Here is a 25,043-nt window from a genome sequence, read left to right on the forward strand (position 1 = left end):
TGCCGATGACGGGGGCCCGCGTGGCCGTGGTGGGAATCCACGGCCACGGAGCCTCCCATGTTCGTAACGTCGCCCGGCTGGCGGAGGCTGGCCGGGCCGAACTGGTCGCGGTCGCCGATCCGCAGGGTGCCGACGACCTTCCCGCGAGTGTCCAGGTCTTCAGCGGCCTGGACGAGTTGCTCGCGGCGACCGAAGTCGACGTCGTGGTGATCTGTACGCCGATCCAGACCCACGTCCCGCTGGCGGAGCTGGCGATGCGCGCGGGCGCCGACGTACTGCTGGAGAAGCCGCCGACGGCGTCGATGGCCGAGTTCGAGCAGCTGTCCGCGGTGGTGGCCGAGACCGGGCGGGCGTGCCAGGTGGGTTTCCAGGCGCAGGCGTCGGAGGCCACGCTGAAGCTGGCGTCGATGGTCGCCGAGGGGCAGCTCGGTGAGATCCGGGGGATCAGCGCGGTCGGGAAATGGGTCCGCAAGGCCCGGTACTTCCAGCGCGCGCGGTGGTCCGGCAGGCGGCGGCTCGACGGTGTCGATGTCGTCGACGGCGCGGTGACGAACCCGCTGGCGCACGCGGCCGCGGCGGCCCTGCTGCTGGACGGTTCGACCGGCGTGGACGACGTACGGTCGATCGAGACCGAGTTGTACCGCGCGAACCCGATCGAGTCCGACGACACCTCGACGGTGCGGATCACGACCGGCCGCGGTACGCCGATCCTGATCGCGGTGACGTTGTGCGCGATCGATCATCTCGAGGCGTCGGTGATCGTGCACGGGTCGGAGGGGCGGGCGGTGCTGACGTACCAGTCGGACCTGATCGGCGACACGAAGTACGGCCGGGCCGATCTCTTGGAGAACCTGCTCGCGCATCGCGCGGATCCGGCGGTCCCGCTGTACGTGCCGCTGGCCGCGACGGGTGGTTTCACCCGGGTGGTCGAGGCGGTGCGGACGGCGCCGGACCCGGTGGCGATCCCGCCCGAACTGGTGCGGTGGGAAGGCGAAGGACTGGAGCGCCGGCCGATCGTTCTCGACGTCGAGAACTGGATCGACCGGGCCTCGGACGAGCTGGCGCTGTTCAGCGAGATCGGGGCGCCCTGGACGACATGGACAACGCAACCACGGGAGATGTCATGAATCTCGGCTGCAACCACGCGGTCGGCCGATCGATCCAGGTCACGGCGGGCAGCGGCGAGCTGTTCACCTACGTGTACAAGGCGGACGACCCGCAGTACGAGTCGCCGCGACCGTACTTCCACCCGATCCGGACGCTGACCGGCGACCTGGTCACCGTGTACCGCCCATGGGACCACCTGTGGCACAAGGGCATGTCGTGGTCGCTGCCGCACTTCGGGCACGACAACTTCTGGGGTGGCCCGACATACACCAAGGAGAACGGGTACAAGCCGCTCGGCAACAACGGCTCACAGGACCACGACCGGGTCGACGCGCTGGACGTGTCCGACGACGAGGTCCGGTTCGCGCATCACCTGTCGTGGCACACGCAGGGCGGCAAGCACGTCGTTGACGAGACCCGCACGATCACCGTGCGGCTCGCGGACGACGGGTGGGTGCTGGTGTACGAGACCGCGATGACGAACGTGTCCGGCGAGAACATCCAGATCGGCAGCCCGACCACGGCCGGTCGGCCGAACGCGGGGTACGGCGGGTTGTTCTGGCGCGGGCCGCGGTCCTTCACCAACGGCACGATCCTCGCGCCGCAGGGCAAGGGCGGCGATGAGCTGCGCGGGCAGCGCGCGCCGTGGATGGGCTTCACCGCCCGCCAGGACGAGACCGACACCGCGTCGACCGTCATCGTCGCGGACGCCACCGACAACGTCCGCCACCCACCGGAGTGGTTCGTCCGCTCGGAGGACTTCGCAGCCGTCTGCCCCGCCCCGTTCTTCACCGAGGAACTCCCGTTCCCCGCCGACGACACCCTCCGCCTCCGCTACGCCGTACTCATCGCCGACGGCCTCTCCGACGACAACCGAGCCAAGTCCCTCGCAGCCCAAGCCCAGAAGGCCTTAACGGGGTAGGGCGAGGGTGAAGTTGGTGTTGCCGGGGGTTGAGGTGAGGGTCAGGGTGCCGTGGTGGGCCTGGGCTATGGATTGGGCCAGGGAGAGGCCTAGGCCGGCGCCGCCGGTGGCTCGGTTGCGGGCGGTGTCGGCGCGGGTGAAGCGCTGGAAGACGTTCGGGAGCAGGTCGGCGGGGATGCCGGGGCCGTCGTCGTGGATGGTGAGCAGCGCGGAACGGTCGCTGCTGGTCGCGGCGACGGTGACCGTGGTGCCTGGCGGGGTGTGGCGGCGGGCGTTGGTGAGCAGGTTGGCGACGACCTGATGCAGGCGCTGCTCGTCGCCGATCACGACGATCGGTTCGGCCGGGAGTTCGAGTTCCCAATGGTGGCTGGGGGCAACGATGCGGGCGTCGGTGACCGCGTCGAGGGCGAGCCGGGACAGGTCGACCGGGCGGCTGTCGAGCGGCCGGCCGGCGTCCAGGCGGGCGAGGAGCAGGAGGTCCTCGACCAACGACGCCATGCGAGTGGTCTCGATCATGACCTTTCCCATGGCGTGCCCGTAGAGCTCGGGATCGCGTTGGCGGAGGCTCAGCTGCGCGTAGCCGTGGATCGTGGTGAGCGGCGTCCGCAGTTCGTGGGAGGCGTCCGCGACGAACTGCCGGACCTGCTGCTCGCTGCGATGCCGCGCGTCGAGGGCGTTCTCCATGTGCCCGAGCAGTGTGTTCAGCGCGACCGCGACCTGGCCGACCTCGGTGCCTTCGTCGGTGAGCTGATCCGGCACGCGGGCGGTGACCCCGATCTCGCCGGTGTCGAGCGGTAGAGCGGCCACCTCACGGGCGGTCTGCGCGACCCGGCGCAGCGGCCGCAGTTGACGCCGTACGACGAATACCGCGACACCGCCCGCGGTGAGTACGCCGATCCCGCCGAAGAGCGCCTCCCATCCGATCAGGCTGTTGATCGTGTTCTGGATGTCCTTGGTCGGCAGCCCGGTGATCACGGTGACGTCTCCGATGCTCGTCGCGTGCACGCGGTACTCGCCGAGGTCCGGGAGGTCGACCGTCCTGTTCTGGCCGTCGGCCACATCGTCGAGTACGCCGACCGCCTGGTCGGACAGCAGGGTGAGCTTGCCCTCGGCCGTGATCACGTTGCCGACGGCGGTGGACGATCCCGCGTAGACCGTCACCGTGCCCGCGTCCTGCCCGTGCGGGGCGTCCGGCGGCGGCCCGCCGTTCTTGAGCGAGCCGATCGCGCGGGCCTGGGTGGCGGCGACCTTCCCGTCCAGTTGCCTGGTCAGGTACGAGCCGATCGCGGCGGTCGTCAGGACGCCGATCACGAGACTCACCACCGCGACCAGCGCCACCATCGCCGCCGCGACCCGCACACTCAACGAACGCGCCGCGACCTTCATACCCTCAGCATGTGCGCCCACCCCTGAGGGTTGCTTCGCGTTTCCTGGGACCTTCCTGTGAAGGTCAGAGCAGTACGTCGGCCGCCGCTCGCAGCCCGTCGAGCTCGGCCGCGGCCCAACCCTCGTCCCGCGACTCGGCGCCGCGCCAGCGTGGCTTGTCGACGAGGTGGAAGTACAGGTTGAAGATGCTGCCGGCGACCTGCAGGTAGGGGATCGCGGCTTCGTCCTCGGGGGTGATCGGACGGTGGGCGGCGTACGCGGATTTGAACGCGTTCCAGTGCGGGGTCGTCGCGACGCCGCCGAAATCGGCTGCCAGCGGGCCGACCGCGGCGAGGTCGAAATCGAGCAGGAGTAGTCCCTGATTGGTCAGCAAGACATTGTCCAGGGTGACGTCGCCGTGGCAGGTTCCTGCCTTTGAGTACTGCGCGAGGTTGTTCCGTACAGCACCCGCCAGGGACCGGAGCAGGTTTTCCTCCGCGTCGTCCACGGCGAGGATTTCCTCGAGCGGCCGGTTGAGCCGATGAACGAGATCGGCCGGCGGCCGATAGTACGGCGACGTGTAGTTGTCGGCGGCATCGTGAAATGCGGCGAGTTGCCGGCCGAAGTCGGCGTACAACTCGTCGGTGAAGGGCCGCCGGGGCTTGGTGCCCTCGACGTACCCGAGCAGGGTGAACGGCCGGGGACCTTCGGGTGTCTCGAGGAGGCCGACGGTGTCCCCGTCGGGCAGCGGGAGGACCGGTGGAGCGAGTACGCCGGACGCGCGCAGATGCTCCGAAAGCCCTGTCTCCCAACGGATTTCGTCCGGTCCGCGGCCGCCGTACCGATAGAGCTTGAGGACGTAACGGGCGTCGTCGGTGGCCAGCTCGTAGACGTCGTTGACCAGCGAACGGAGCAGGACGCAGCGGGTGAAGGCGAGGCCGTAGCGGCTGCCGAGCTCCGCGGCCAGCGCCTCGGGATCGGGGAGCGAGCGGAGCGTCGGGATCATGGAGCCGACCCTACGAATCGCGGAGCCGGCCCTGCAACGCGTTTGAATTGCCAGGTTAGAAGCGTGGTAAGAGTGGGGAGGTTCGAGACGTTTCCGGATTCGCCTCCCCTTTCGGGGCCGGAAACCGGTAGCCTCTTGCAGCGCGCTATGGGGGCCGCCGTACCACCCACCCGACGAACTGCCGGAGAGCCCAAACCGGTCAGGAGTGCACGTCTTGCAGGAGAACACCAGCACAACCAGTACTGGCGAACTGGCCAACGTACCCCTCACCGGTGCGGACAAAGTCGCCTACGCTTTCTACGCGACCGCGGCTGCCGCGGCGCTGGTCGGCCAGGTCTGGGCCGGCGTGACCCACATCCCCTGGCCCGACAGCGGCTTCTCGCAGCTGCTCAAGATCGTCCTCGTGACCCCCGCGGTCGCGGTGCTGGAGCTCGGTGGTGTCGCGACCGCGGCGCTGGCCGACCTGCGCCGCCGCAAGGGCGAGCAGGCCTATGCGTACCGTGCGATGTCGTTCTTCGCGGCGCTCGTCGCGGTCGTGTTCAACGTGGTCGGCCACTGGCGGCCCGAGGAGCGGTTCCTCGCCTTCGGCTTCGGCGGTCTGTCCGCGTTCGCGTACGTGCTCTGGCTGATCCACAGCTCGGCCCGTCGTCGCGACGCGCTCCGTCGTGCGGGGCAGATGCGCGAGACCGGCCCGGTGTACGGCGTCGTCCAGTGGATCCGTGAGCCGCGGGTCACCTGGCTGGCGCGTTCGCTCGCGATCGAGCACGGGTACGGCCTTTACGAGAGCCTCCGCGCGGCGCAGCACCAGATCCGGAACAAGAGCCGCCGGGACGCGATCGCCGGCACCGTCGCGGAGTACATCCGTTCCGAGCACCAGGACGAGCGGCTGGCGAAGATCGCCGAGACGACGTACGACCCGGACCGGCTGGCCGGGATGCTCGAGGAGCGGATCAACTACGAGGTCATCACCAGCAAGCTGACCAAGGCGATCTCACCGCCGCCGGAGGAGCCCGAGGAGCGTCCCGCCGTACCCGCCGCCGTGTGGGTGCTCGAGGGCGGTCAGCCGCGCCGTGCGGACTCCACCGGGGTCGGACTGCGCGACGACGACGCCTGGACCGGCGAGCTGATGGCGATCGTCGACCAGCCCGATCCGACCGACAGCGGGAACGTGTCCGAGGCGGTCGTCGTCGAGGACGAGAGCGAGCGGCAGCACGTCGTGAACGGTACGGCGAGCAGCCTGAAGCCGTTCGCCCCGCAGCCGAAGGCGGAGCCGGTGGTGCAGAAGCCGCAGCCGCCGTCGCCGTTCGCGGGCCCGGCGGACCCGCTGCCGCCGGCGTTGATCACCACCCCGAAGGCCGAGCCGGTGCTGCCGGACCCGGCGCCGGTGGTCGCGAAGGCGGACGCGGAGCCCGAAACCGAGCCGGAGCCCACCGACCTGGAGAAGAAGCGCATGCGGGCGTGGAACATGCTCGCCGACTGGCCGGAAGGGCATGAGCGCACCGCGGCGAACCTCGCGCGGGCCGTCAGCTGCAGCGAGCCGATGGCGAAGCGTTTCATCCAGCAGTACGAGACCGAGCACGGTCTCGTGTTCAGCTCGCAGAACTGACGCACCGACTGCCGGTGGACCTCAGAGGTTGAGGTTCACCGGCAGTTCTGCGAGACCGCTGACCAGCACGCGGCGCCACTCGAGCTCTTCGGCGGGCTTCGCGAGGCTCATCCGCGGGAATCGCCGGACGAGCGCCGCCAGCGACTCCTGCAGCTCGATCCGCGCCAGTTGCGCGCCGAGGCAGAAGTGCGGTCCGAAGCCGAACGACATGTGCTTGTTGTCGCGACGATCCAGCCGCAGCTCGTCCGGGGCGTCGTACGCCCGCGGGTCCCGGTTCGCCGAGTTGAGCGCGGCCATCACCCCTTCACCGGCCTTGATCTGTACGCCGTGCAGATCGACGTCCTCGATCGCGACCCGGAGCTGGCCGACCTCGCTGAACCTGTTGAACCGCAGCAACTCCTCGATCGCCGACGGGACCAGCTCCGGCTCCGCGACCAGCCGCGCCCAGTTCTCCGGCCAGCGCAGCAGCGTGGCGACGCAGCTGGAGATCTGATTGGCCGACGTCTCGTGGCCCGCGACCAGGAGGTTCACGCCGAATGCGATCAGCTCCTCCTGACTCAACCGGTCGCCCTCCTCACGGGCGCGCACCAGCTCGTCCAGAAGATCCTCCGCGGGACCCGAGGTGTTCGCGAGCTTCTTCGTGACCAGGTCCTCGATGTACGCCGTGAGGTTGGTCATCGCGTCCTCGACGAGGTCCTTCTCGGCCATCTTCATGCTGTACCCGAGCTCGGTCCACTCCCGGAACTGCGCACGGTCCGCGTACGGGACGCCGAGCAGCTGGCAGATCACCTGGATCGGCAACGGCAACGCGACCAGCTGCCGGATGTCGGCCCCGTCGCCGGCTTGGGCGACGTCCTCGGCGAGCCGCGCGGACAGGTCCGCGACCCACGGCCGGGTCTGCTCGATCTTGCGGTGCGCGAACGTTGGCACCACCAACCGTCGGAGCCGGCTGTGCTCCGGCGGGTCGGTGGTGGTCAGGCTGTTCGGCATCGGTTTGGCCAGCGCGACCCGCGGCGCGCCCTGCTTCACCACGGCGGCGCGCGAGAACCGCGGATCGGCGAGCACCAGTTTCACGTCGTCGTACCGCGTCACCAGCCAGACCTCCGCGCCGGCCAGCGTCCGCACCCGCGCCACCGGCCGGTTCTCCCGCAACTCGGCGAAGGTCGGCGACGGATCGAACCGAAACGCATCGTCGAACGGGATCTGCAGAACCGGCTCAGTCATGCCCCAACCCTATGCAGGTTAGGTAACCCTTGCTTCCGCGCTCAGCGCGTCGGGTTCACAGCTGGGCGTTCGGTGAACCGACGCCACGGAGGAGGGTGTCGACGACCCGGGTCGCCAACGTGTCGGTGTCGGTCTCGTCGGCATCGGTGCTCTGGGCGACCTCGTGGAGCAAGGCGTAGTACACGCGGCGGACCCAGATCAGGTCGACGTCGGCCCGCAGTACGCCGGCCCGTTGCAGGCGCTCGAACAGACGGTCGCACGACGCGACCACGCCGGCCATGATCTCGTCACTCTCGCTGGCGGCCGGGGCGCTGTTCATCGCGAAGCCCCACGACACCTTGACCTCGAGTGCGTTCGCGGTCGCCTGGTAGAGCGCGACCAAGGGCGGCGCGGTCTCGAACCGGGCCTCGTCGACGGCGCGCGCGAGCTGCGTCGACGCCCAGGTCCGCATCGTGGTGACCAGTGCCTCGCGGGTCGCGAACCGGCGGTGCACGGTCGTCCGCGCGACGCCGGCCGCCGCGGCGATCTCCTCCATCGAGGCGGACGGGTTACGGGCCAGGACTCGCTCGGCCGCCTCCAGGATCGTCCGCACGGTCCGCTCGGCGTCGGCACGCAGGGGTCGGACGGTCATGTGAAAAGACTACCCGGAAGTCACGTCTTCCACGCTACTTGCAACACTGGTGTAGCAAGTAGTACGTTTTCAGGGTCAGCCAAGATGCGATTTAAGGATGATGAGATGGATCTGCAGCTGAAGGACAAGACCGCGCTCGTCACCGGGGCGAGTCGAGGGATCGGGCTGGCTGTCGTCGAGCAGTTGGTCGCCGAGGGCGTGCGCGTGGTCGCGATCGCGCGGACCGGCACGCCGGAGCTGCGTGCCACCGGTGCGTACGTCGTACCCGCGGATCTCGCAACGCCCGACGGGCCGGAGCAGGCGGTCACCGCCGCGCTGGCCGAGGTGGGCGAGCTGGATCTGCTGGTGAACAACGTGGGTGGCGGCGATGGTGAGCTGGCGAACGGGTTCCTGGACATCAACGACGACGCCTGGCGGCAGCTGTTCGACGTGAACTACTTCGCCACCGTGCGGACGACGCGCGCCGCGCTACCGAGCCTGATCCGGCAGAGCGGCGCGATCGTCAACGTGTCCTCGAACGGAGCCCGGATGCCGTCGAGCGGCCCCACGCCGTACACGACCGCCAAGGCCGCCCTGACCGCCCTGAGCAAAGCGCTGGCCGAGGAGTTCGGCCCGCAGGGCGTGCGAGTGAACACCGTCTCGCCCGGCCCGGTGCGAACCGCGCTGTGGACAGACCCCAACAAGTACGGCGGCCAACTCGCGCGAACCCTCGGCGTCCCCCACGAGGACCTCCTGGCCGCCCTACCCCAGCAAACCGGCATGCTCACCGGCCGCCTGATCGAGCCGTCCGAGGTAGCCGCGCTGGTAGTCCAACTGTGCTCACCACTGACCGCCAGCATCATCGGCGCCGACTACCTGATCGACGGCGGCATCGTAAAGACCGCCTAGTCGTACCGCCGTACCTTCAGCAGCTGAAGGTACGGCGGTACGAACGGCCTACTTGGTGCCGAAGCTGTAAATGGTGGTCGACTTGTAGGTCTCGCCGGGGCGGAGGACTGTGGATGGGAAGTTGGTGTGGTTGGGGGAGTCCGGGAAGTGCTGGGTCTCGAAGGCGAAGGCGTCGCCCTGGCGGTAGGCCTTGTTGCCGATGCCGAGGAACGTGCCGTCGAGGAAGTTGCCGCTGTAGAACTGGACGCCGGGCTGGTCGGTGAGGACCTCGATCGTGCGGCCGTGCTCGGGCTCCCAGAAGCGTCCCGCGAGCCGTAGCCCGTTGCTGTCCGGCTGCCCGCCGAGCACGAAGTTGTGGTCGTACCCGCGGCCGAAGATCAGCTGCTGGTGGTCGCCGCGGAGGCGCTTGCCGATCGCGGTCGGCCGGCTGAAGTCGAACGGCGTCCCGGCGACCGGGGCGATCTCGCCGGTCGGGATCAGGGTCGCGTCGACAGGCGTGTACTTCGGCGCGTTCAGCTCCAGCACGTGGTCGTAGATGGTGCCGTTGCCCTCGCCGAGCAGGTTGAAGTACACGTGGTTGGTCAGGTTCACGATCGTCGCCTTGCCGGCCACGGTCGCGTGGTAGTCGATCCGCAGGTCGTCGCGCTTGTCCAGCGTGTACGTGACGGTGCTGGTGAGCTCACCGGGGAAGCCCATCTCGCCGTCCGGGCTGACGTAGGTGAACGCGACGCCGACGGCCTTGTCGCTCTGCACGACCTTGGCCTTCCAGACCTTCTTGTCGAAGCCGAGGGTGCCGCCGTGCAGCGCGTTCTCGCCGTTGTTGACCGGGATCTGGTACGTCGTCCCGTCCAGGGTGAACTTGCCCTTCGCGATCCGGTTCCCGTACCGCCCGATGGTGGCGCCGAAGTACGGGCTGAGCGCCGCATAGTCCGGCAGGTTGTCGAAACCGAGGCTGATGTTCGTGGTCTTGCCGCGGCGGTCCGGCGTCTCGACGCGCTGGATGGTCGCGCCCCAGGTGAGCATCGAGATCGTCACCCGGCCGTTCGTGAACGTGTAGACGTCCACCTTCTGGCCGTCCGGGGTGGTGCCGAACGGGTCCTTGCGGATGTCTAGCTTGCCGTGGTGTGCGCCCATGGTCGCCAACTTATCCGGCGTGCCAGCGGCCTCGGTACTCGCGTTCGCGGTCGTGCTGAGAGCGCCCGCGGCGGCGGCACCGAGGCCCAGGGCGCCGGCGGTCCGGAGGACCTGGCGGCGGGGCAGGTGATCGGGCATCGCAATCCCTCAATCGTTGTAGAAGCAGGACCTTGGCACGATAAGCGCGCCAGACCGGTGTTTGGAACAGTTCGGAACGGTGTGAATTCGTCCGATCTCTGCGCGCTGACCGGATCGGTCCGGTCCGGGGCCCGATCGAGCCTTCAGCGGTACGTCGTTCGCGGGCCAGAATGAGGTCATGAGCCGAACCGCACTGATCGTCATCGACGTCCAGGAATCGTTCCGGGTCCGCCCGAACTGGCAGCTGGTGAACCACGCCGACATCGCCGAGCGGGTGGACCGCCTGGTGCGCGCGGCCCGCGACCGGGGCGACCTCGTCGTCTGGGTGCTGCACACCGAGCCGGGGACCGGCGGGGCGTTCGACCCGGTCAACGGGCATGTGCGGCTGATCGACGGTCTCGAACCGTTGCCGGGTGAGCCGACCCTGACCAAGACGTCGCACAACGCCTTCACCACAACGAATCTGCAGCAACTGCTGACCCAGCACGGCGTCGGCGAGATCGTTGTCTCCGGCATCCGTACCGAGCAGTGCTGCGAGACCACCGCCCGCGTCGGGTCCGACCTCGGGTACGACGTCGTGTTCGTCACCGAGGCGACCGCGACGATGGCGCTGGCGCACCCGTCGATCCGCGACGAGGCGAGTGTCGAGGAGATCCTCGCCGATCCGCGGACCCTGACCGCGGAGCAGGTCGCCGAGCGGACGGAGTACGTGCTGGCCGGCCGGTTCGCCACCATCCGGACCCTCGACGAGCTCACCGGCGTTCCCGTGTCATCCTGACCGGATGCGCCCTACTCGCGTCGTCTTCGTCCTGGTGCCGAGGCTCCATTTGCTGGATCTCGCCGGGCCGGCGCAGGTCTTCACGACGGCGAACGACTTCGGGTACGGGTACGAGGTCTCGTACGTCGCTGAATCCGAGGAGATCGCGACCGCTCAGGGCGTGCCGTTGCGGGCCCAACTGGAGTGGCCGGAGCTCGGTTCGGCGGACCTGATCGTCGTACCGGGATGGCGGTCGCCGCGGTTGTCGCCGGAGCCGCCGATCGGGCCGGATTTCCGGAAGCGACTGTTCGCGCACCACGCGGCCGGTGGGTCGGTCGCGAGTGTCTGCTCGGGGGCTGACGCGCTCGGGTGGGCGGGTCTGCTCGACGGGCGGCGGTTCACGACCCACCACGACCTCACCGACGAGCTGGCCGCCCGGTACCCGCGGGCGATCATCGTCCGGGACGTGCTGTACGTCGAGGACGACCGCGTCATCACGTCCGCCGGCATCGCGAGCGGGATCGATCTCGCGCTGCACCTGGTCGCGGTCGGCCGCGGCGCCGAGGCGGCGGCCCGGGTCGCGCGCGAGATGGTCGTCTACGCCCGCCGCAACGGCGACGAGCTGCAGGAGTCCGCGATGCTCCGCCATCGGGATCACCTCAGCGACCTCGCGCACCGCGTCCAGGACGTCATCGACTCCCGGTACGCCGACCGGCTGCCGCTGACCGATCTGGCCGGGCAGGTCGGCGTCAGCGAACGCACACTGACGCGCATCTTCACCGCCGCCACGGGCCTGACCCCGCTTCGGTACCAGCAGCTCCTCCGCCTGGAGCGGGCCGAACACCTCATCGGCCACGGCACCACGGTCGAGTCCGCCGCGCGCACGGTCGGCTTCGAGGACGCCCGGATGCTCCGCCGGCTCCGTGGCCGAACCTCCGTCTAGATCCGTCTAGACCGGAACAACTTTTTCCGGGGGTCGCACGTCTACTCGTACAACCAACCGACGAGGGGACGGACCATGAGGTTTGCTGGGGGCATGCGCCGAGGTGTGGTTGCGACCGGTGTGGCGACAGGTGTGCTGGCTGTGGGGCTGACGGCGCTGGCGACGCAGGGGGCGGACGCCGGTACGACGTCGGCGACCGCGCTGAGCCGGTCGCAGATGCTGACGGTCGGCGAGGTGAAGAAGGCCGATGCGCGGGCGGCGTGGGTCCGGCAGGTTGACAGGGGAATCCTGCCGCGGACGTACTGTGGGCCGGCCTCGACCGAGGGGAAGCGGGTTGCGGCGCGGATGGCGCGTGGGTTCAGCAACGACATGGACTCGTACGGCGCGCAGTACGTCAGCCAGTACGCGAACGCGGCGAGCGCGCGGGCGGCGTACAACTCGATCATCGCGACGCTGAAGAGCTGCACGTACAGCAAGCCGGCGCCGACGCACGCGCGGAAGATCACCGAGAACCGCGTGGTCAAGGGCGCCTCGGGTGACCTCACGCAGGTGATCCGCTGGTACGACTACCCGAAGCCGAACGACCCGGGCAGCGAGGCAGGCGGCTTCCCGTACGCCGTCACGCTGAAGGGCCGCAACGTCTCGGTCCTGGCCTTCAGCGAAATGGGTCCGGGAATGCCCGCACCGAACTTCGACAAACTGGCACGCCAGGCAGCAGCCAAGATCACCCGCTGACGTCCCGCGGGGGAAGAGCGGGGGTAAGGCGCGGGGGTGCGAGGCCTGTGGGGGAGCTGGGGCGGTGGGTCTCGTGCGTGGGGTGTGATGGTCGGGACGGATGAGGGGTCACCGTCCCGACCATCACTGGTTTAGTGCGTTGCTGCGGTCAGTTTCGTGACTGCGGTGGTCAACTGCCCGCTGAGCAGGGCGTGGTCGGCGTCGGAGATGAGTTTCGACGTCGGCTCGTTCAGGTTCTGGCCGACGTGGTTCTGCGCCATCCACCGCGCAACGCCGACGACCGCATCGTCCTCAGCGAAGGAGTCCACCTTGGTGCGCTCCAGGAACTTGGCGGACTGGGCGGCAGAAACCAATGCGATGGTTGCCTGCGGCCCCGACCAATCACGGACCCGCAGCGCAACACTCGCCGCGACTCCCGCCGCCACCGCATACGGATCATGCTGCCGCAGCAGCCTGGCACGAGCCTCGCTCAACGCCGCACGAGCTGCAGCCTGCGTCGTAAGCCCCCATCCGAACGGATACTGCGGGTCGTACGACGCATCCCCGACGTTCAACGGCTGCTGATCCTCCGCCCGCGGCCAGCTCACCGGAAGCCGACCACTGAACGGAACCTTCCCGAACAGCACATCCGCGACCCCAGCTCCCTCGGTCCCCGGCAGCCACGACGCAACCAGCGCGTTGATCTTCCCGAGCTGATCCGCAATCACCTGCGGCCGACCGGACACAATCAGCACCACGCACTTCATCGCACCGCAGACCTTGTCCACAGCCGCCTTGTCGGCGTCCGACAGCAGCAGATCATGTCCGTTGCCGACATCCCCGATCCCTTCAGCGTAAGGGCGTTCCCCGACCACGACCACGCCGACGTCATGACCCTCGAGCGGCGCCGACGCGTCCGCGCTGAGCGTCGCGTCCGGCACCACCTGCTTGATCCCGTCAAAGATCGTCGTACCCGTGGTGGTCGCCCCGGATCCGCCCTGCCAGCTGACGCTCCACCCGCCCATCTGGTTGCCGAGATCGTTAGCGTTACTCCCCGCGACGTACACCTTCGCAGTCGATGCCAGCGGCAACAGATTCCCGTCGTTCTTCAACAGCACCTGGGATTTCGCCGCGGCCTCGCGCCCAACCGCCCGATGGGCAGTTGACCCGATGGACGCGGCGTTGGCCGTGTCGGCGTACGGGTGCTCGAAGAGCCCGAGCTTGAACTTCTCGGTCAGGATCCGGCGGACCGCGTCGTCGATCCGCGTCATCGGGATCCGGCCGGCGCCGATCTCCTCGGTCAGGCCCTGGGTGAAGCCCTGGTAGTTCGTCGGCACCATGATCATGTCGAGGCCGGCGTTGATCGAGGTCCGGATGTCGCTCGCGTAGTCGCCCGGCAGCTGGTCGATCGCCTGCCAGTCGCTGATCACGAACCCGTCGAAGCCCATCCGCTGCTTCAGCACGCCGTTGATCAGCTCACCGTCGCCGTGCATCTTGACCGGTGCCGCGCCGTCGATCGACATGCTCGAGTACGACGGCATCACGGTGCCGATGCCGAGGTCGACCGCGGTCTGGAACGGCGCGAGGTGGATCGTCTCCAGCTGCTGCCGGGTCACCTGCGTGATGCCCTGGTCGATCTTGTACGAGCCGGTCGTCGAGCTGCCGTACGTCGTCCCGCCGTCGCCGACGAAGTGTTTCGCGGTGGCGAGGACGCGGTTGTTGCGGGCGAGCTGACTGCCGTCGGCCTTGCCCTGCAGCCCGGTGATCACGGTCGCCATCGACCGCACGAGCGCCGGATCCTCGCCGTACCCCTCGTACGCGCGGCCCCAGCGGTCGTCGCGGACCACGCACACGCACGGCGCGAAGTCCCACGGGATGCCGGTGGCGCGGACCTCGGTCGCGGTCACCTCACCGGTCCGCCGGGCCAGGTCCGGATCGCGGGTGGCGCCGATCGCGATGTTGTGCGGCAGGATCGTCGCGCCGATCACGTTGTTGTGCCCGTGCACCGCGTCGACGCCGTAGATCAACGGGATCTGCAGCCGGGTCGCCTGCGCGTTGCGCTGGAAGGTGTCGATCATCGCGGCCCAGGCGGCCGGCGTGTTCGGGGTCGGGACGGAGCCGCCGCCGGACAGCAGCGAGCCGAGCGCGTACGACGCGATGTCCGAGCGGGAGCGGAGCGCGTTCCGCTCGGCCTGGGTCATCTGTCCGACCTTTTCCGAAACTGTCATCCGGGACAGCAGATCGGCGACCCGTTTCTTGATCGGGAGTTTCCGGTTCAGGTACGGCAGGTCGTGGGCGTCGATCACCACGACCGGCTGGGTCTGCGGGGCCTTCGCGCCGCTCACCGTGAGCTCGAGGGGAACGGTTTCCGCAACCTCGGCGGAACGGTCTTTCCGGGTCGCCACGGAAACGTTCTGCGACGTTCCGGAAAGTGTTCCGGCCGGGAACGTGATCGTTCCGGACACCGGCGTGTAGTCGTCGGCGCCGGCCGTTCCGGTTCCGGTCCGGTAGTCGACGGTGACCGGCTCGTCGAGCGGCGTACCGCCGGTGGTCGCGACGGAGACCTTCACCTGCGCGGTCCCGCCCTCCTTGACCGGGTACACGTCGGCGTCGGTGACGACACTGTTCTTCAGCGCCGGATCGGCCTTGCCGTAGACCTCGACCTGGTCGATCGCGAACTCACCCGGAGCGCCGGCCGGCATCGTGAACGCGTAGCCCCACATCTGGGTCAGGTTCAGGATGTGGTCGATCCCGCCGACGGGCTGGTAGTCACCGCGGTACGCGAGGTCGCCGAACGGGATCTCGACCAGGTGCCAGCCCTGCCAGTCGTCGGTGAAGCTGGTGTTCCACAGCTCGGACGCCTCGGCGTTCGCGCCGCCGTCCTTGATCTCGAAGAAGATCCGCTTCCCGGAGCCGGGCGGCAGCGGGGCGGTGTTCTGCCCGTACCACCAGAACCGGATCCCCTTGTACGGCGACCAGTCGCCGGGGTTCACGTCGTACGTGACGTCGTGGCTGAATCCGCCCCAGCCGCTGATGTTGTAGGTCCCGTGCAGCACCTTCTCGCCGGCCGGTGCGTCCGCGCGAGCCTGCAGCTCGAGCGTCGGCGGGTCGTCGGCGTCGCTGCCCCAGGTGAAGATCCCGGCGTTCGGCGGTGCGGCGAACGGCTCCGCGCCCTCGAACGCCGCCAGCGTCACCGGCGCCGGGTCGTCGGCCGCCGCCGGCGTCGTCACCAGCAGACCGCCGACCAGAGCGGCCGCCGCGACCACGGCCACCCGCCCCCTCCGGCGATCCACGGATCGAGAACCTGACCACCAGAGCATGGCGACTCCTCACAGGGCACACAGGGGACTCTCGGGCCCGACTCTCAGGCCTCCCCGAACCCGGGTCAAGAGCTCACCGGTTCCGGAACTAGAGCGCTCTCACGGTGTCGCCGAGCACGATCGGGCCCATGTGTGGACGCGGACCCGGGCAGTACTCGGACCGGACCAGTTCCGGAGCCTCGACCTGCACCAAGCCGAGCGCGGTCGTGCGGCGGTCGCCGACCCACTCGATCAGGGCGTCCGGGGCCACGATGTCGCCCGTGAAGTGGAGCAGGTTGAGGTACCAGATGTCGCGGCGTTCGGTCTCGTACCAGGCGTCCGGCCCGAGCTCGTCGGTGACGTGGTCGCTGAAGGTGTCAGCGGCCGCGTCCACCGGCTCGGCGCAGGCCATGACCGAGCCCGCGGTGAGGGTGAGGCCGGTGACCTGAAAGCCGATCGGCCACTGAGTCCGCGCGGCCGCGCGGTGCAGTGCCGAGTGGTACCGGGCGACGACAGGATCGTCGGCGGCGAGGTGCTCCCGTCGGGGTTCCAGGGCGCGGACGGTCAGGTGAGCGGAGCCGAGCTGCCCGGTCTGCCAGTGCCCAGGGCCCGCGAGGTCCGCCGCCTCCTGCGTGACGGCGTCCAGCGTGTGGGCGACCCGGCTGTCCGACGCGGGGCGCAGTACGACGCTGACCGGCCAGCGACCGCCTTCGCGGGGGAGTTCGTCGCGCTGGTGTGTACCGGCCGCGATCCGCGGCGTCGCGGTGGTGAACAAGTGATCGAACTTCGTGGTCTCGATGATGAACCTCCTTCGCATCGTTACGACGCAAGGACTGGACAGTCGGTTGGTGGGTAGATGACTGTGGTCGCGACCGCGCTGTAGGGGGAGAGGACACCAAATGAAGCTTCGCTATGTGCTGGGCAGCGTCATGCTGATCGTTCCGATGGCCGTGGTTGCCGTGGTCTCACCGGCGACCGCGGCACCACCGGACCCAGCGGCTGCGCCCAGCAAGATCCCGTCGATGCTGCGGGATGCCGCGAAGAAGCAGTCGGGTGTGCAGGCCCGCTCACTCGGTGTCGAAGGCAACCGCCTCGGCGTCCAGGTGTACGCCGCCGCGCCGGTCACCGCGCAGCAGCAGGCCGACCTCACCGCCCTCGGCGTCTCGGTACAGAAGAACTCCGCGAACTTCACGAAGGTCCCTGGCGTCGACCTGCCGAGCACCGGCCTGGTCGCCGCCCAGATCCCGGCCGACAAGCTCGACGCCGTCGCCGCGCTCAGCTGGGTGACCGCGCTGCGCCCGGCGATCCGTCCGGCCGTCGACGTCGGCCCCATCACGGCCGAGGGCGTCCAGCTGCACCAGGCCGACAAGGCCCAGGCGCGCGGTCTCACCGGCCGCGGTCAGAAGATCGGCGCCATCTCCGGCGACGTGGACCACATCGCCGACGCGATCGCTGCCGGCGAGCTCCCGTCCGACGTACAGGTGCTGCAGCAAGCGGCGTCGTACGAGGACGACGAGGGCACCGCGATGCTGGAGATCATCCACGACCTCGCGCCCGGCGCGAAGCTCGCGTACGCCAGCACGCAGGACACCACGGCGCAGTACGTCGAGGCCTTCCACACGCTCGCCGCGGCCGGCGTCACGATGATCGCCGAGGACATCGCCTTCGACGACGAGCCGGCCTTCCAGCAGGGCATCGGCGCCGCGACCGCCGAGAGTCTCGCCAAGCACGGCATCTGGGTCAGCTCCTCGGCCGGCAACCTCGGCAACCGGCACGCGCCCCGCGTGACCGCCACCGGGACCGGCGCGGGTCCGGACGGTGTCGTGGGCCCGTTCAACGGCTGCCCGAACGCTCCCGACAACGTGGTGAAGCTCCGCGGCGCGGACACGACGTACGACCTGAACCTGCTGCCCGGCGCGACGGTCATGCCGACCCTGCAGTGGAGCGAGCCGCGTGCGGTCTACCCGACCGCCGGCCAGGGCGGCTTCACCGACCTCAACCTGTACCTGATGGACGAGTCCGGTACGACGTGCCTCGCGGCCAGCAACGCCGTTCAGGCGAACGGCGTCGGCGACACCATCGAGCAGTTCATCTACGAGAACACGACCGGAGCCGCGCAGCGCGCCAAGCTGGTCGTCGATGTCCAGGGCACCTCGACGGCCGTCAAGTCGCCGATCCTCGACCTGCGCTGGCGGGCGCTGTCGGCGGGCGTCCAGACCCTCGACCCGACCGAGCGGGCCGGATCGCTGAACCCGGACGCGAACTACACGTTCTTCGCGACCAGCGCGGGCGCCGTGAACGCGAGCGTGTCGACCGACCCGGCGACCACTCCGGTCGAGGCGTACAGCGGCGCGGGTCCGGTGCAGCTCGTCAGCACGACCCGCTGCGCCGGTGGCAGGCCCGGTCCGTGCCGCGGCATCCCGGGCGCGGGTGCGCTGAACTTCCCGGCGCCGAACTGGCTCGCTGCCGACGGCGAGTCGGTCAGCGGTGCAGGCGGCTTCGGCTCCGGAACCTGCCCGACCGCGGTGCAGGGCAGCTGCCGCTTCTTCGGTACGTCGGCCTCGGCGCCGACCGCCGCGGGCGTCGCGGCCCTGACCAGGCAGCAGTTCGGCGGCCGCCTGGCACCGATCGCACTGAACGCCCTGCTGTCCGCCCGAGCCCTCGATCGCAGCGAACCCGGTAGCGGAGCGGGGGTCCTGAGCGCCCGATGAATTAAGAAGCTGTAGTGGTCTGATTGAGTGCAAATTCAGTACTCGAATTCATGGACCGATGCTGCCATCCCCGGAAAGGATGGCAGCATGACTACACGTTTCGGGGTCTTCGTACCGCAGGGCTGGAAGATGGACCTGGCCGGCATCGCCGATCCGATCGAGCAGTGGGAGGCGATGACCGACGTCGCCAAGCGGGCCGACGAGCAGTCGTGGGACTCGATCTGGCTGTTCGACCACTTCCACACGGTGCCGGAGCCGAGTGACAACACCACCTTCGAGTGCTGGAGCGCGACGGCGGCCCTGGCTCGCGACACCAAGCGGGTCAACATCGGCCAGATGGTCGGCTGCAACGGGTACCGCAACCCGTCGCTGTACGCGAAGATCGCGTCCACCGTCGACGTCGCCAGCCACGGCCGCCTGTACGCCGGGATCGGCGCGGGCTGGTACGAGCACGAGTGGAAGGCGTACGGCTACGAGTGGACCGACATCCCGCAGCGGATGGCGGCGTTCCGCGAGGCGACCGAGATCATCTACAAGATGTGGACCGAGGACAAGCCGGTCTACAACGGCACGTACTACTCGATCGATGCCCCGATCAACGAACCGAAGGGCGTCCGGAAGCCGCACCCGAGCTTCTGGATCGGCGGCGGCGGCCCGAAGGTCACGCTGAAGCTGGTCGCGCAGTACGCCGACGCCGCGAACATCGGCGGCGGCAACCCGCAGCTGTTCAAGGAGAAGGCCGACATCCTCCGCGGCCACTGCGAGAAGCTCGGCCGCAACTACGACGACATCATCAAGTCGACGAACTTCAACGTGTTCCCGATCGACAAGGGCGACGACCCGCAGAAGGCGACCGCGAAGGCGCTCGGCCCGATGAACCGGGACAAGTTCGACCGGGACAACTTCATCGCCACCGAGGACGAGATCGCCGACAAGGTCGAGGCGGTCCTGGAGGCCGGCGCGGACTACGTGATCTTCTACGTCCCCGGCGTCGCCTACGACCTCGACCTCCTCGAGCGCGTCGAGAACGTCGCCAAGCGCTTCGCCTGACTTTGAGCACCCACCAACCGTTTTTCGGCGCGGTGTTTGGTTGGTGGGTGCTCAAGGTGGCCGGTATCGGTCATGGCGGATGTAGGTCAGGGGGATCGGTAGACCGGGGCTGACGGCAACTGCGAGGGTCCTTCTGACGGCCTCGCGTGGGTCGGGGCGTCGGGAGGTTTCCCCCTGTGATGTCTCGAATGTCCCGGTCCGCGGCCGGCCTGCTCGCCGCGGTGGTCGCCGGTTCCCTGCTGCTGACGACCACCACGGCGAATGCCGGCCCGCCGGACGCGCCGGCCGTCCCCACGGCAACCAACCCGACGCCTGGGGCAAGCAGCAAGCGGATCACGCTGGTCACCGGCGACGTCGCCGAGCTGACCACGAGCTCCAACGGCCAGGTCTCGGCCCGCCTGCTCGACGACGAGCCGTACTACTTCGGCACATTCGACGGAGACCTCACGCTGGTCCCGGCCGACGCCTACCCGCTGCTCTCGGCGGGCCGCCTCGACAAGCGCCTCTTCAACCTGACCGAGCTGGCGGCGCAGGGGTACGACGACGCGAGCAGTACCCAGCTCCCGCTCCTCATCACAGGCTCCACGACGCTGCGCAGTACGGCCGCGACGGTCCGCCGTACCCTGCCCAGCGTCGGAAGCACCGCGGTGAGCGTGCAGAAGGCCGACGCGAAGACGTTCTGGGACGGCATCAGCGGCCCCACCATGTTCAAGTCCAGCCAGGTGACCAAGATCTGGCTCGACGGCCGCACCCACGCCACGCTCGACCAGTCGACCAAGCAGATCGGCGCCCCGACCGCCTGGAAGCAGGGGTACGACGGTCACGGCGTCAAGGTCGCCGTCCTCGACACCGGGTACGACGCCGGCCACCCCGACCTCGCCAAGCAGGTCGTCGCGTCGGAGAGCTTCGTCCCCGACCAGGCGGTCCAGGATCTGCACGGCCACGGCACGCACACCGCCTCGATCGTCGCCGGTCTCGGTACGGCGTCCGACGGCAAGCGGAAGGGGGTGGCGCCGGGCTCCGAGCTGCTGATCGGCAAGGTGCTCGACAACAGTGGCGGCGGCTACGACTCCGAGGCGATCGCCGGCATGGAGTGGGCCGTCCAGCAGGGCGCGAAGGTCGTCAGCATGAGCCTCGGCGGCTGGCCGTCCGACGGCACCGACCCGATGAGCGAGGCCGTCGACCGGCTGTCGAAGTCGAGCGGCGCGCTGTTCGTGATCGCGGCCGGTAACTCCGGCGCCGAGGAAACCGTCGGATCTCCGGGGGCGGCGTCCGAGGCGCTGACCGTCGGGGCGGTCGACCGGGACAACAGCCTGGCGAACTTCTCCAGCCGCGGCCCGCGCCTCGGTGACGGCGCCCTGAAGCCCGAGGTGACCGCTCCCGGCGTGGAGATCGCCGCCGCCCGTGCGGCCGGTACCGAGCAGGGCCACATCCTCGGCCAGTACTACACGGCGATGAGCGGTACGTCGATGGCGACGCCGCACGTCGCCGGTGCGGCCGCGATCCTCGCGCAGCGGCACCCCGACTGGACCGGCCCGCAGCTGAAGGCCGCGCTGGCCTCGACGGCCGTCCCGTCGGCCGGCGCCCGCACCGACCAGCAGGGCCTCGGCCGGATCGACATCCCGAACGCCCTCGACCCGAAGATCCTCCCGGACACCGCCAACCTGTTCTTCGGTGACCTCTCGTGGACCGGCCCGACCGCCCCCGCGCCGGTCACCCGCAAGGTTGCCTACCGCAACAACTCGAACCGCTCGGTGACGCTCACGCTGGCGGTCGGCGCACAGTCTCCGGCGGGGGTGGAGGCCGGGCTGACGGTGAGCCCAGCCCGGCTGACCATCCCCGCCGGTGGTACGGCGTCCGCGACCGTCACCCTCGACCTCGCGAAGACCCAGTCCGCCAAGTACTCCGGGGTGCTGACGGCCCGCGCCGGCGCCACGACGTACCAGACCGGTCTCGGGTTCGCGACCGGCGGGCGGCTGAACCAGGTGACCGTGAAGGCGATCGGCCGCGACGGACAGCCCGCCACCACCAAGGCCGGGGCGAGCGGCGTGCAGCTGTGGAACCAGGACACCGGCGACGTCAGCGCTATCGCGTTCGACCAGACCGGCAGCCGCACGCTCGACGTACCGACCGGCCGCTACAGCGTGATGGCGTACGCGATCGGCGGCGACGAGGCGAACTGGGCGAACTCGGTCACGCTGCTCGGCGATCCGGACGAGTGGATCGGCAGCGACCGGACCTTCACGTTCGACGCCCGGACCGCGCACAAGGTGACGATCAAGACGCCGCGACCGGCCGACGCGCAGAGCATCGGGATCGCCTGGCACCGCAAGGTCGGCGACCGGGACGCCGTCTCCGGCTGGGCGTACAACGGGACGGTCGCCGACGGCGTCTACATCCAGGACTTCGGAAAGGTTGCCAACGGCACCTTCCAGGTCGTGCAGCGCTGGGACCTCGCGCAGCCGAAGCTGACCGTCGACGTGAACGGCGCCCGGCTGTCCACGTTCCGCGAGGGATCGCAGCGGACGGTGTACGTCGGGAACGCGAAGCTCCCGCTCTACAACGGGGGCGACGGCACCGCGGCCGAGCTGACCGGGGCCAAGGACGCCGCGGTGCTGATCCGGTGGGGTGGCTTCAACAAGACGACCGCACAGGTGAAGGCCGCGAAGGACGCCGGCGCCAAGGTGGTGTTCCTCTACAACGAGGCCCCCGGCTTCTGGTCGACCGGTACCGAGCAGGGCGTTCCGCTCTACCTGTTGCGCTCCGACCAGGGCAAGCAGTTGCTCGGCGAGCTGGCGAAGGGCCCGCAGTCCGTGCAGCTCAACGGCCTGCTCGACAGCACCTACCGATACGACGTCGCGATCGCCCCGTCGGTCGTGAAGGGTGCACTGACGTACGACGTCGCGAAGATGCGCCCGGCCGTCGTGACGACGGACTTCCAGCGCAACGACGCGTTCTGGCTGCACCGCGACCAGCGGATCGCGCACCTGCCGGGGATCTCGACCGGCCTGACCGCGTCGCGGTTGCTGGCCGGTGCGGTGCGACGGACCGATTACCTCGTCACCGATCAGAAGGGTGTCACCTGGGACGAGAAGACGTCCGCGGGGGAGTGGAACGAGACCGGTTTCGAGTCGACGATCGCGCGGTCCTACCGGCCGGGCGAGCAGGTCACGCGCGGGTGGTGGGAGTCGCTGACGCGTCCCGCCGTACCGGCGTTGTCGGACGCGCCGGGTGACGAGGCGCAGGGCTGGCCGCCGGCGCGGTTCGAGAACGCGTTGCGGATCGCGATTCCGCAGTACGTGAGCGGCGACCGGACCACGTTCGGCTGGGCGGACCGCGGCGACGTGACGAGCATGAAGCTGAGCAGCAACGGTGTCGAACTGGGCAGCAAGAACTGGTCGGTCGCGCAGTTCACCGTCCCGGAACGCGCCGCCTGGTACGACCTGACGCTGGACCAGCAACGTGGCCCGAACAGCTGGGCCAAGACGTCGACGTCGACGTCCACCACGTGGCACTTCCTCTCGGTGCCGTCCAGGAGCCGGGCCGTGCTGCCGCTCGTTCAGGTCGACTACAAGCACACCAACGGCTGGCTCGAGCTCACCCCGCGCTACCAGCCGGGCGTGCGCGGCGTCGGGATCTTCCGGACCACGGCGGAGATCTCGTACGACGGGAAGACCTGGAAGAAGCTGTCGCTGCGCGGGATCGGCACGCTCCGCGCCCAGGTCCCGGCCGGTGCGTACCCGAGTATCCGGGTGACCGCGACGGATCTGATCGGCAACAGCATCACCCAGACCATCCATCGCGCCTGGGCGAACTGAACGTCAGCTGACGTCTGAACGTTAAAAGGGCGACGCCACGAAGCGGGGGGGAGTGCTCCGTGGCGTCGCCAGGGGCGCGCCTAGGGAGGGGTGGGGGCAGGCGCGCCTGTCTTAGGGGGATCAGCTCCCGAGGATGCCTCCACCGAGGATGCCCAGCAGTCCGAGGGCGGACAGCAGACCGCGGATGACCTGGTCGACCGCCTTGGCGCCACCTGTCTGGTAGGCGGTCACGCAGTTCTGCAGCTGGGTCTGCGTCGGCTTGGTGATCGTCACCTTCGCCATCTCGGACTGGCAGTACGTCGTGGCCTTCTGCAGCTCGGCCAGCGTGCTGCCGACCGTGCCGACGATGACCCCGACGGCCGTGGTCAGGCTGGTGAGACCCGGCTTCTGGGTGGTCGTGGTCGGAACGGTCGGCTTGGCCGTGGTGGGCTTCGAGGTGGTCGGCGTCGAGGTCGGTGTCGCCGTCGGCCGGCTGCTCGGCGTCCCCGTCGGCGTCGCGGTCGGCTTGTCCGTCGGCCGGTCGTCCCGCTCGTCGGTCAGCGTCGGAGTCGGTGTCGCCGTCGCGGTGGGCGTCGGGATGTCGATCGCCTCCGGCAGGTCCTTGTCCGACGGGGCGTCGATCTTCGAGTCGCCGATCTGGTCGCCGGCCTCGTCCACGTCGTCACCCGCGGTGCCGTTGCCGACCGCGATCCAGCTGCCGCCGGCGTACGCCTTCGCGATGCTGACCACCAGGTCGACGTACTGCTGCGAGTGGTTGTAGCGCAGGACCGCGGCGTTCAGGTCGCTCGCCTTGGACAGGTCGGTCTTGCCCGAGCAGAGGTAGACCCCGGTCGACATCGCCGCGTCGTCGATGTCCTGCGGGTTCCGTACGCCGTCGCCGTCGCCGTCCACTCCCATGGCTCGCCAGGTGCCGGGGATGAACTGCATCGGGCCGACCGCGCGGTCGAACGCGCCGTCGCCGTCGAACGAACCCGCGTCCGAGTCGGAGATCCGGGCCGTCCCGGACGAACCGTCCAGCCGCGGGCCGAAGATGCCCGGGACCGCGACGCCCAGCGAGTTCAGCGCGTTGCCGCCGAAACGGCCGTGGTTGGACTCGACCCGGCCGATCGCGGCCACCAGCGTCCACGGCAGGTGGCACGCCGGGTCGGCCTGGGCCAGCACCTGCTGGGCCCGCGAGTACGCCTTGAGTGCGGCGTTCGGGATGCCGTTGCGGGACAGGCCCGACACCACCTGCGTCGGCTGCTCGCCAGGATCGACACCGGGGCCGACCGTCCCCGGCACCGGCACGCTGGCCGGGAAGGTGATCGGCTGCTTCGGCACGACGACCGGAGTGTTCCCGGACAGACCGTTCTCCAGCGACGCCGTGGCGATCGCGGGGTCGTCCGTGGCGCTGACGGTGAACGCGCTCGCGAACAGCGCCAGCGGGATCAGCGGCGCCACCTGACGCCAGCCGCTACCCGTGGCGCGGCGCTTGCCCTTCGCCATCGATGATTCCCCTCCGTGACTCATCGACCGGTCCGGCCCCACGCTGCGGACAGTCTTTGTGTCCTGTGTCTTCTGTGTCACTGTCGGTTGTCGTCGTACCAGGTCTAACGTCCGCCCCGTTGCGTGGGTTACGCAACGGACGCAGACCGTGTACGTGCGGTCACCGGGTACCCATACTGGCGCGTAACAAAGCGCCTGTGAACCCCTTGCGGACGATCGGGTCCGGAAAACCGCCCGGGCCCTGC

The 25,043-nt window shown here is 69.3% G+C and carries 18 protein-coding genes; 10 read left to right on the forward strand and 8 right to left on the reverse strand.

Annotation, left to right across the window (positions count from 1 at the left end; all coding sequences use genetic code 11):
- Positions 1-5 precede the first annotated feature (5 nt).
- Together E0H92_RS06090 and E0H92_RS06095 are read left to right on the forward strand one after the other, a co-directional pair.
- The gene (locus E0H92_RS06090; protein ID WP_131495631.1) at positions 6-1,127 is read left to right on the forward strand and encodes a Gfo/Idh/MocA family protein; all 1,122 of its coding nucleotides are present in this window, start codon (positions 6-8) and stop codon (positions 1,125-1,127) included.
- Positions 1,124-2,029 carry a DUF6807 domain-containing protein gene (locus E0H92_RS06095; protein ID WP_131495632.1) on the forward strand — a complete coding sequence of 302 codons (906 nt, stop codon included), beginning with the start codon at positions 1,124-1,126 and terminating at the stop codon, positions 2,027-2,029. Before E0H92_RS06090 ends, E0H92_RS06095 begins: the two co-directional genes overlap by 4 nt.
- Here E0H92_RS06095 and E0H92_RS06100 read toward each other — a convergent pair.
- Together E0H92_RS06100 and E0H92_RS06105 are read right to left on the reverse strand one after the other, a co-directional pair.
- On the reverse strand, positions 2,018-3,415 hold the full coding sequence (locus E0H92_RS06100; protein WP_131468945.1) for a sensor histidine kinase: 1,398 nt from the start codon (positions 3,413-3,415) through the stop codon (positions 2,018-2,020). The genes E0H92_RS06095 and E0H92_RS06100 overlap by 12 nt on opposite strands.
- Positions 3,416-3,479: 64 nt before the next feature.
- Positions 3,480-4,400 carry a phosphotransferase enzyme family protein gene (locus tag E0H92_RS06105; RefSeq protein WP_131468947.1) on the reverse strand — a complete coding sequence of 307 codons (921 nt, stop codon included), beginning with the start codon at positions 4,398-4,400 and terminating at the stop codon, positions 3,480-3,482.
- A gap of 214 nt (positions 4,401-4,614) precedes the next feature.
- On the opposite strand from E0H92_RS06105, the gene E0H92_RS06110 reads away from it, so the two are divergent.
- Positions 4,615-6,006 carry a hypothetical protein gene (locus tag E0H92_RS06110; protein WP_131495633.1) on the forward strand — a complete coding sequence of 464 codons (1,392 nt, stop codon included), beginning with the start codon at positions 4,615-4,617 and terminating at the stop codon, positions 6,004-6,006.
- Between the two features lie 21 nt (positions 6,007-6,027).
- Here E0H92_RS06110 and E0H92_RS06115 read toward each other — a convergent pair whose 3' ends face one another.
- Together E0H92_RS06115 and E0H92_RS06120 are read right to left on the reverse strand one after the other, a co-directional pair.
- Complete coding sequence (locus tag E0H92_RS06115; protein WP_131495634.1) at positions 6,028-7,230, reverse strand: cytochrome P450; 1,203 nt, start codon at positions 7,228-7,230, stop codon at positions 6,028-6,030.
- A 55-nt stretch (positions 7,231-7,285) separates the two neighbouring features.
- Entirely contained in the window at positions 7,286-7,861 is a 576-nt protein-coding gene (locus tag E0H92_RS06120) for a TetR/AcrR family transcriptional regulator (RefSeq protein WP_131495635.1), read from the reverse strand.
- A 105-nt stretch (positions 7,862-7,966) separates the two neighbouring features.
- On the opposite strand from E0H92_RS06120, the gene E0H92_RS06125 reads away from it, so the two are divergent.
- On the forward strand, positions 7,967-8,749 hold the full coding sequence (locus E0H92_RS06125) for an SDR family NAD(P)-dependent oxidoreductase (protein ID WP_131495636.1): 783 nt from the start codon (positions 7,967-7,969) through the stop codon (positions 8,747-8,749).
- A 48-nt stretch (positions 8,750-8,797) separates the two neighbouring features.
- Here E0H92_RS06125 and E0H92_RS06130 read toward each other — a convergent pair whose 3' ends face one another.
- Complete coding sequence (locus E0H92_RS06130; RefSeq protein WP_131495637.1) at positions 8,798-10,021, reverse strand: aldose epimerase family protein; 1,224 nt, start codon at positions 10,019-10,021, stop codon at positions 8,798-8,800.
- Positions 10,022-10,199: 178 nt separating this feature from the next.
- Here E0H92_RS06130 and E0H92_RS06135 point away from each other — a divergent pair, with 178 nt between their 5' ends.
- From E0H92_RS06135 to E0H92_RS06145, 3 genes are all read left to right on the forward strand, one after another.
- Positions 10,200-10,799, forward strand: coding sequence for a cysteine hydrolase family protein (locus E0H92_RS06135; protein ID WP_131495638.1), 600 nt, complete (start codon positions 10,200-10,202; stop codon positions 10,797-10,799).
- Positions 10,800-10,803: 4 nt separating this feature from the next.
- The gene (locus E0H92_RS06140) at positions 10,804-11,721 is read left to right on the forward strand and encodes a GlxA family transcriptional regulator (RefSeq protein WP_131495639.1); all 918 of its coding nucleotides are present in this window, start codon (positions 10,804-10,806) and stop codon (positions 11,719-11,721) included.
- A gap of 75 nt (positions 11,722-11,796) precedes the next feature.
- Positions 11,797-12,456 (forward strand): hypothetical protein, encoded by a 660-nt coding sequence (locus E0H92_RS06145; protein WP_131468961.1) that lies wholly within the window; start codon positions 11,797-11,799, stop codon positions 12,454-12,456.
- A gap of 131 nt (positions 12,457-12,587) precedes the next feature.
- On the opposite strand, the gene E0H92_RS06150 is transcribed toward E0H92_RS06145, so the two are convergent.
- Entirely contained in the window at positions 12,588-15,728 is a 3,141-nt protein-coding gene (locus tag E0H92_RS06150; RefSeq protein ID WP_238173327.1) for a glycoside hydrolase family 3 N-terminal domain-containing protein, read from the reverse strand.
- 115 nt (positions 15,729-15,843) lie between these two features.
- Positions 15,844-16,551, reverse strand: coding sequence for a hypothetical protein (locus tag E0H92_RS06155; RefSeq protein WP_131468965.1), 708 nt, complete (start codon positions 16,549-16,551; stop codon positions 15,844-15,846).
- Positions 16,552-16,633: 82 nt separating this feature from the next.
- Here E0H92_RS06155 and E0H92_RS06160 point away from each other — a divergent pair, with 82 nt between their 5' ends.
- The 3 genes from E0H92_RS06160 to E0H92_RS06170 all read left to right on the forward strand — a co-directional run bounded on the left by E0H92_RS06160 (position 16,634) and on the right by E0H92_RS06170 (position 23,313).
- A complete protein-coding gene (locus E0H92_RS06160) occupies positions 16,634-18,445 on the forward strand; it encodes a S8/S53 family peptidase (protein WP_131468967.1) in 1,812 nt (603 codons plus the stop codon).
- 87 nt (positions 18,446-18,532) lie between these two features.
- Positions 18,533-19,495: an LLM class F420-dependent oxidoreductase gene (locus E0H92_RS06165; protein WP_131468969.1), complete on the forward strand. Its 963-nt coding sequence runs from the start codon at positions 18,533-18,535 to the stop codon at positions 19,493-19,495.
- 179 nt (positions 19,496-19,674) lie between these two features.
- Positions 19,675-23,313 carry a S8 family serine peptidase gene (locus E0H92_RS06170; protein ID WP_131495641.1) on the forward strand — a complete coding sequence of 1,213 codons (3,639 nt, stop codon included), beginning with the start codon at positions 19,675-19,677 and terminating at the stop codon, positions 23,311-23,313.
- A 120-nt stretch (positions 23,314-23,433) separates the two neighbouring features.
- On the opposite strand, the gene E0H92_RS06175 is transcribed toward E0H92_RS06170, so the two are convergent.
- Positions 23,434-24,798 (reverse strand): lytic transglycosylase domain-containing protein, encoded by a 1,365-nt coding sequence (locus E0H92_RS06175; RefSeq protein WP_131468973.1) that lies wholly within the window; start codon positions 24,796-24,798, stop codon positions 23,434-23,436.
- Positions 24,799-25,043 lie beyond the last annotated feature (245 nt).

The organism is Kribbella speibonae (assembly GCF_004331375.1).
Taxonomy (GTDB): Bacteria; Actinomycetota; Actinomycetes; order Propionibacteriales; family Kribbellaceae; genus Kribbella; species Kribbella sindirgiensis.

What these genes read in the sequence shown, in the direction of transcription:
- E0H92_RS06145 (WP_131468961.1), top strand. Translation starts at nt 11,797, where the DNA reads ATGAGGTTTGCTGGGGGCATGCGCCGAGGTGTGGTTGCGACCGGTGTG.
- E0H92_RS06115 (WP_131495634.1), bottom strand. Translation starts at nt 7,230, where the DNA reads ATGACTGAGCCGGTTCTGCAGATCCCGTTCGACGATGCGTTTCGGTTC.
- E0H92_RS06140 (WP_131495639.1), top strand. Translation starts at nt 10,804, where the DNA reads ATGCGCCCTACTCGCGTCGTCTTCGTCCTGGTGCCGAGGCTCCATTTG.
- E0H92_RS06100 (WP_131468945.1), bottom strand. Translation starts at nt 3,415, where the DNA reads ATGAAGGTCGCGGCGCGTTCGTTGAGTGTGCGGGTCGCGGCGGCGATG.
- E0H92_RS06160 (WP_131468967.1), top strand. Translation starts at nt 16,634, where the DNA reads ATGAAGCTTCGCTATGTGCTGGGCAGCGTCATGCTGATCGTTCCGATG.
- E0H92_RS06155 (WP_131468965.1), bottom strand. Translation starts at nt 16,551, where the DNA reads ATGCGAAGGAGGTTCATCATCGAGACCACGAAGTTCGATCACTTGTTC.
- E0H92_RS06165 (WP_131468969.1), top strand. Translation starts at nt 18,533, where the DNA reads ATGACTACACGTTTCGGGGTCTTCGTACCGCAGGGCTGGAAGATGGAC.
- E0H92_RS06170 (WP_131495641.1), top strand. Translation starts at nt 19,675, where the DNA reads ATGTCTCGAATGTCCCGGTCCGCGGCCGGCCTGCTCGCCGCGGTGGTC.
- E0H92_RS06120 (WP_131495635.1), bottom strand. Translation starts at nt 7,861, where the DNA reads ATGACCGTCCGACCCCTGCGTGCCGACGCCGAGCGGACCGTGCGGACG.
- E0H92_RS06090 (WP_131495631.1), top strand. Translation starts at nt 6, where the DNA reads ATGACGGGGGCCCGCGTGGCCGTGGTGGGAATCCACGGCCACGGAGCC.
- E0H92_RS06105 (WP_131468947.1), bottom strand. Translation starts at nt 4,400, where the DNA reads ATGATCCCGACGCTCCGCTCGCTCCCCGATCCCGAGGCGCTGGCCGCG.
- E0H92_RS06175 (WP_131468973.1), bottom strand. Translation starts at nt 24,798, where the DNA reads ATGGCGAAGGGCAAGCGCCGCGCCACGGGTAGCGGCTGGCGTCAGGTG.
- E0H92_RS06125 (WP_131495636.1), top strand. Translation starts at nt 7,967, where the DNA reads ATGGATCTGCAGCTGAAGGACAAGACCGCGCTCGTCACCGGGGCGAGT.
- E0H92_RS06135 (WP_131495638.1), top strand. Translation starts at nt 10,200, where the DNA reads ATGAGCCGAACCGCACTGATCGTCATCGACGTCCAGGAATCGTTCCGG.
- E0H92_RS06130 (WP_131495637.1), bottom strand. Translation starts at nt 10,021, where the DNA reads ATGCCCGATCACCTGCCCCGCCGCCAGGTCCTCCGGACCGCCGGCGCC.
- E0H92_RS06095 (WP_131495632.1), top strand. Translation starts at nt 1,124, where the DNA reads ATGAATCTCGGCTGCAACCACGCGGTCGGCCGATCGATCCAGGTCACG.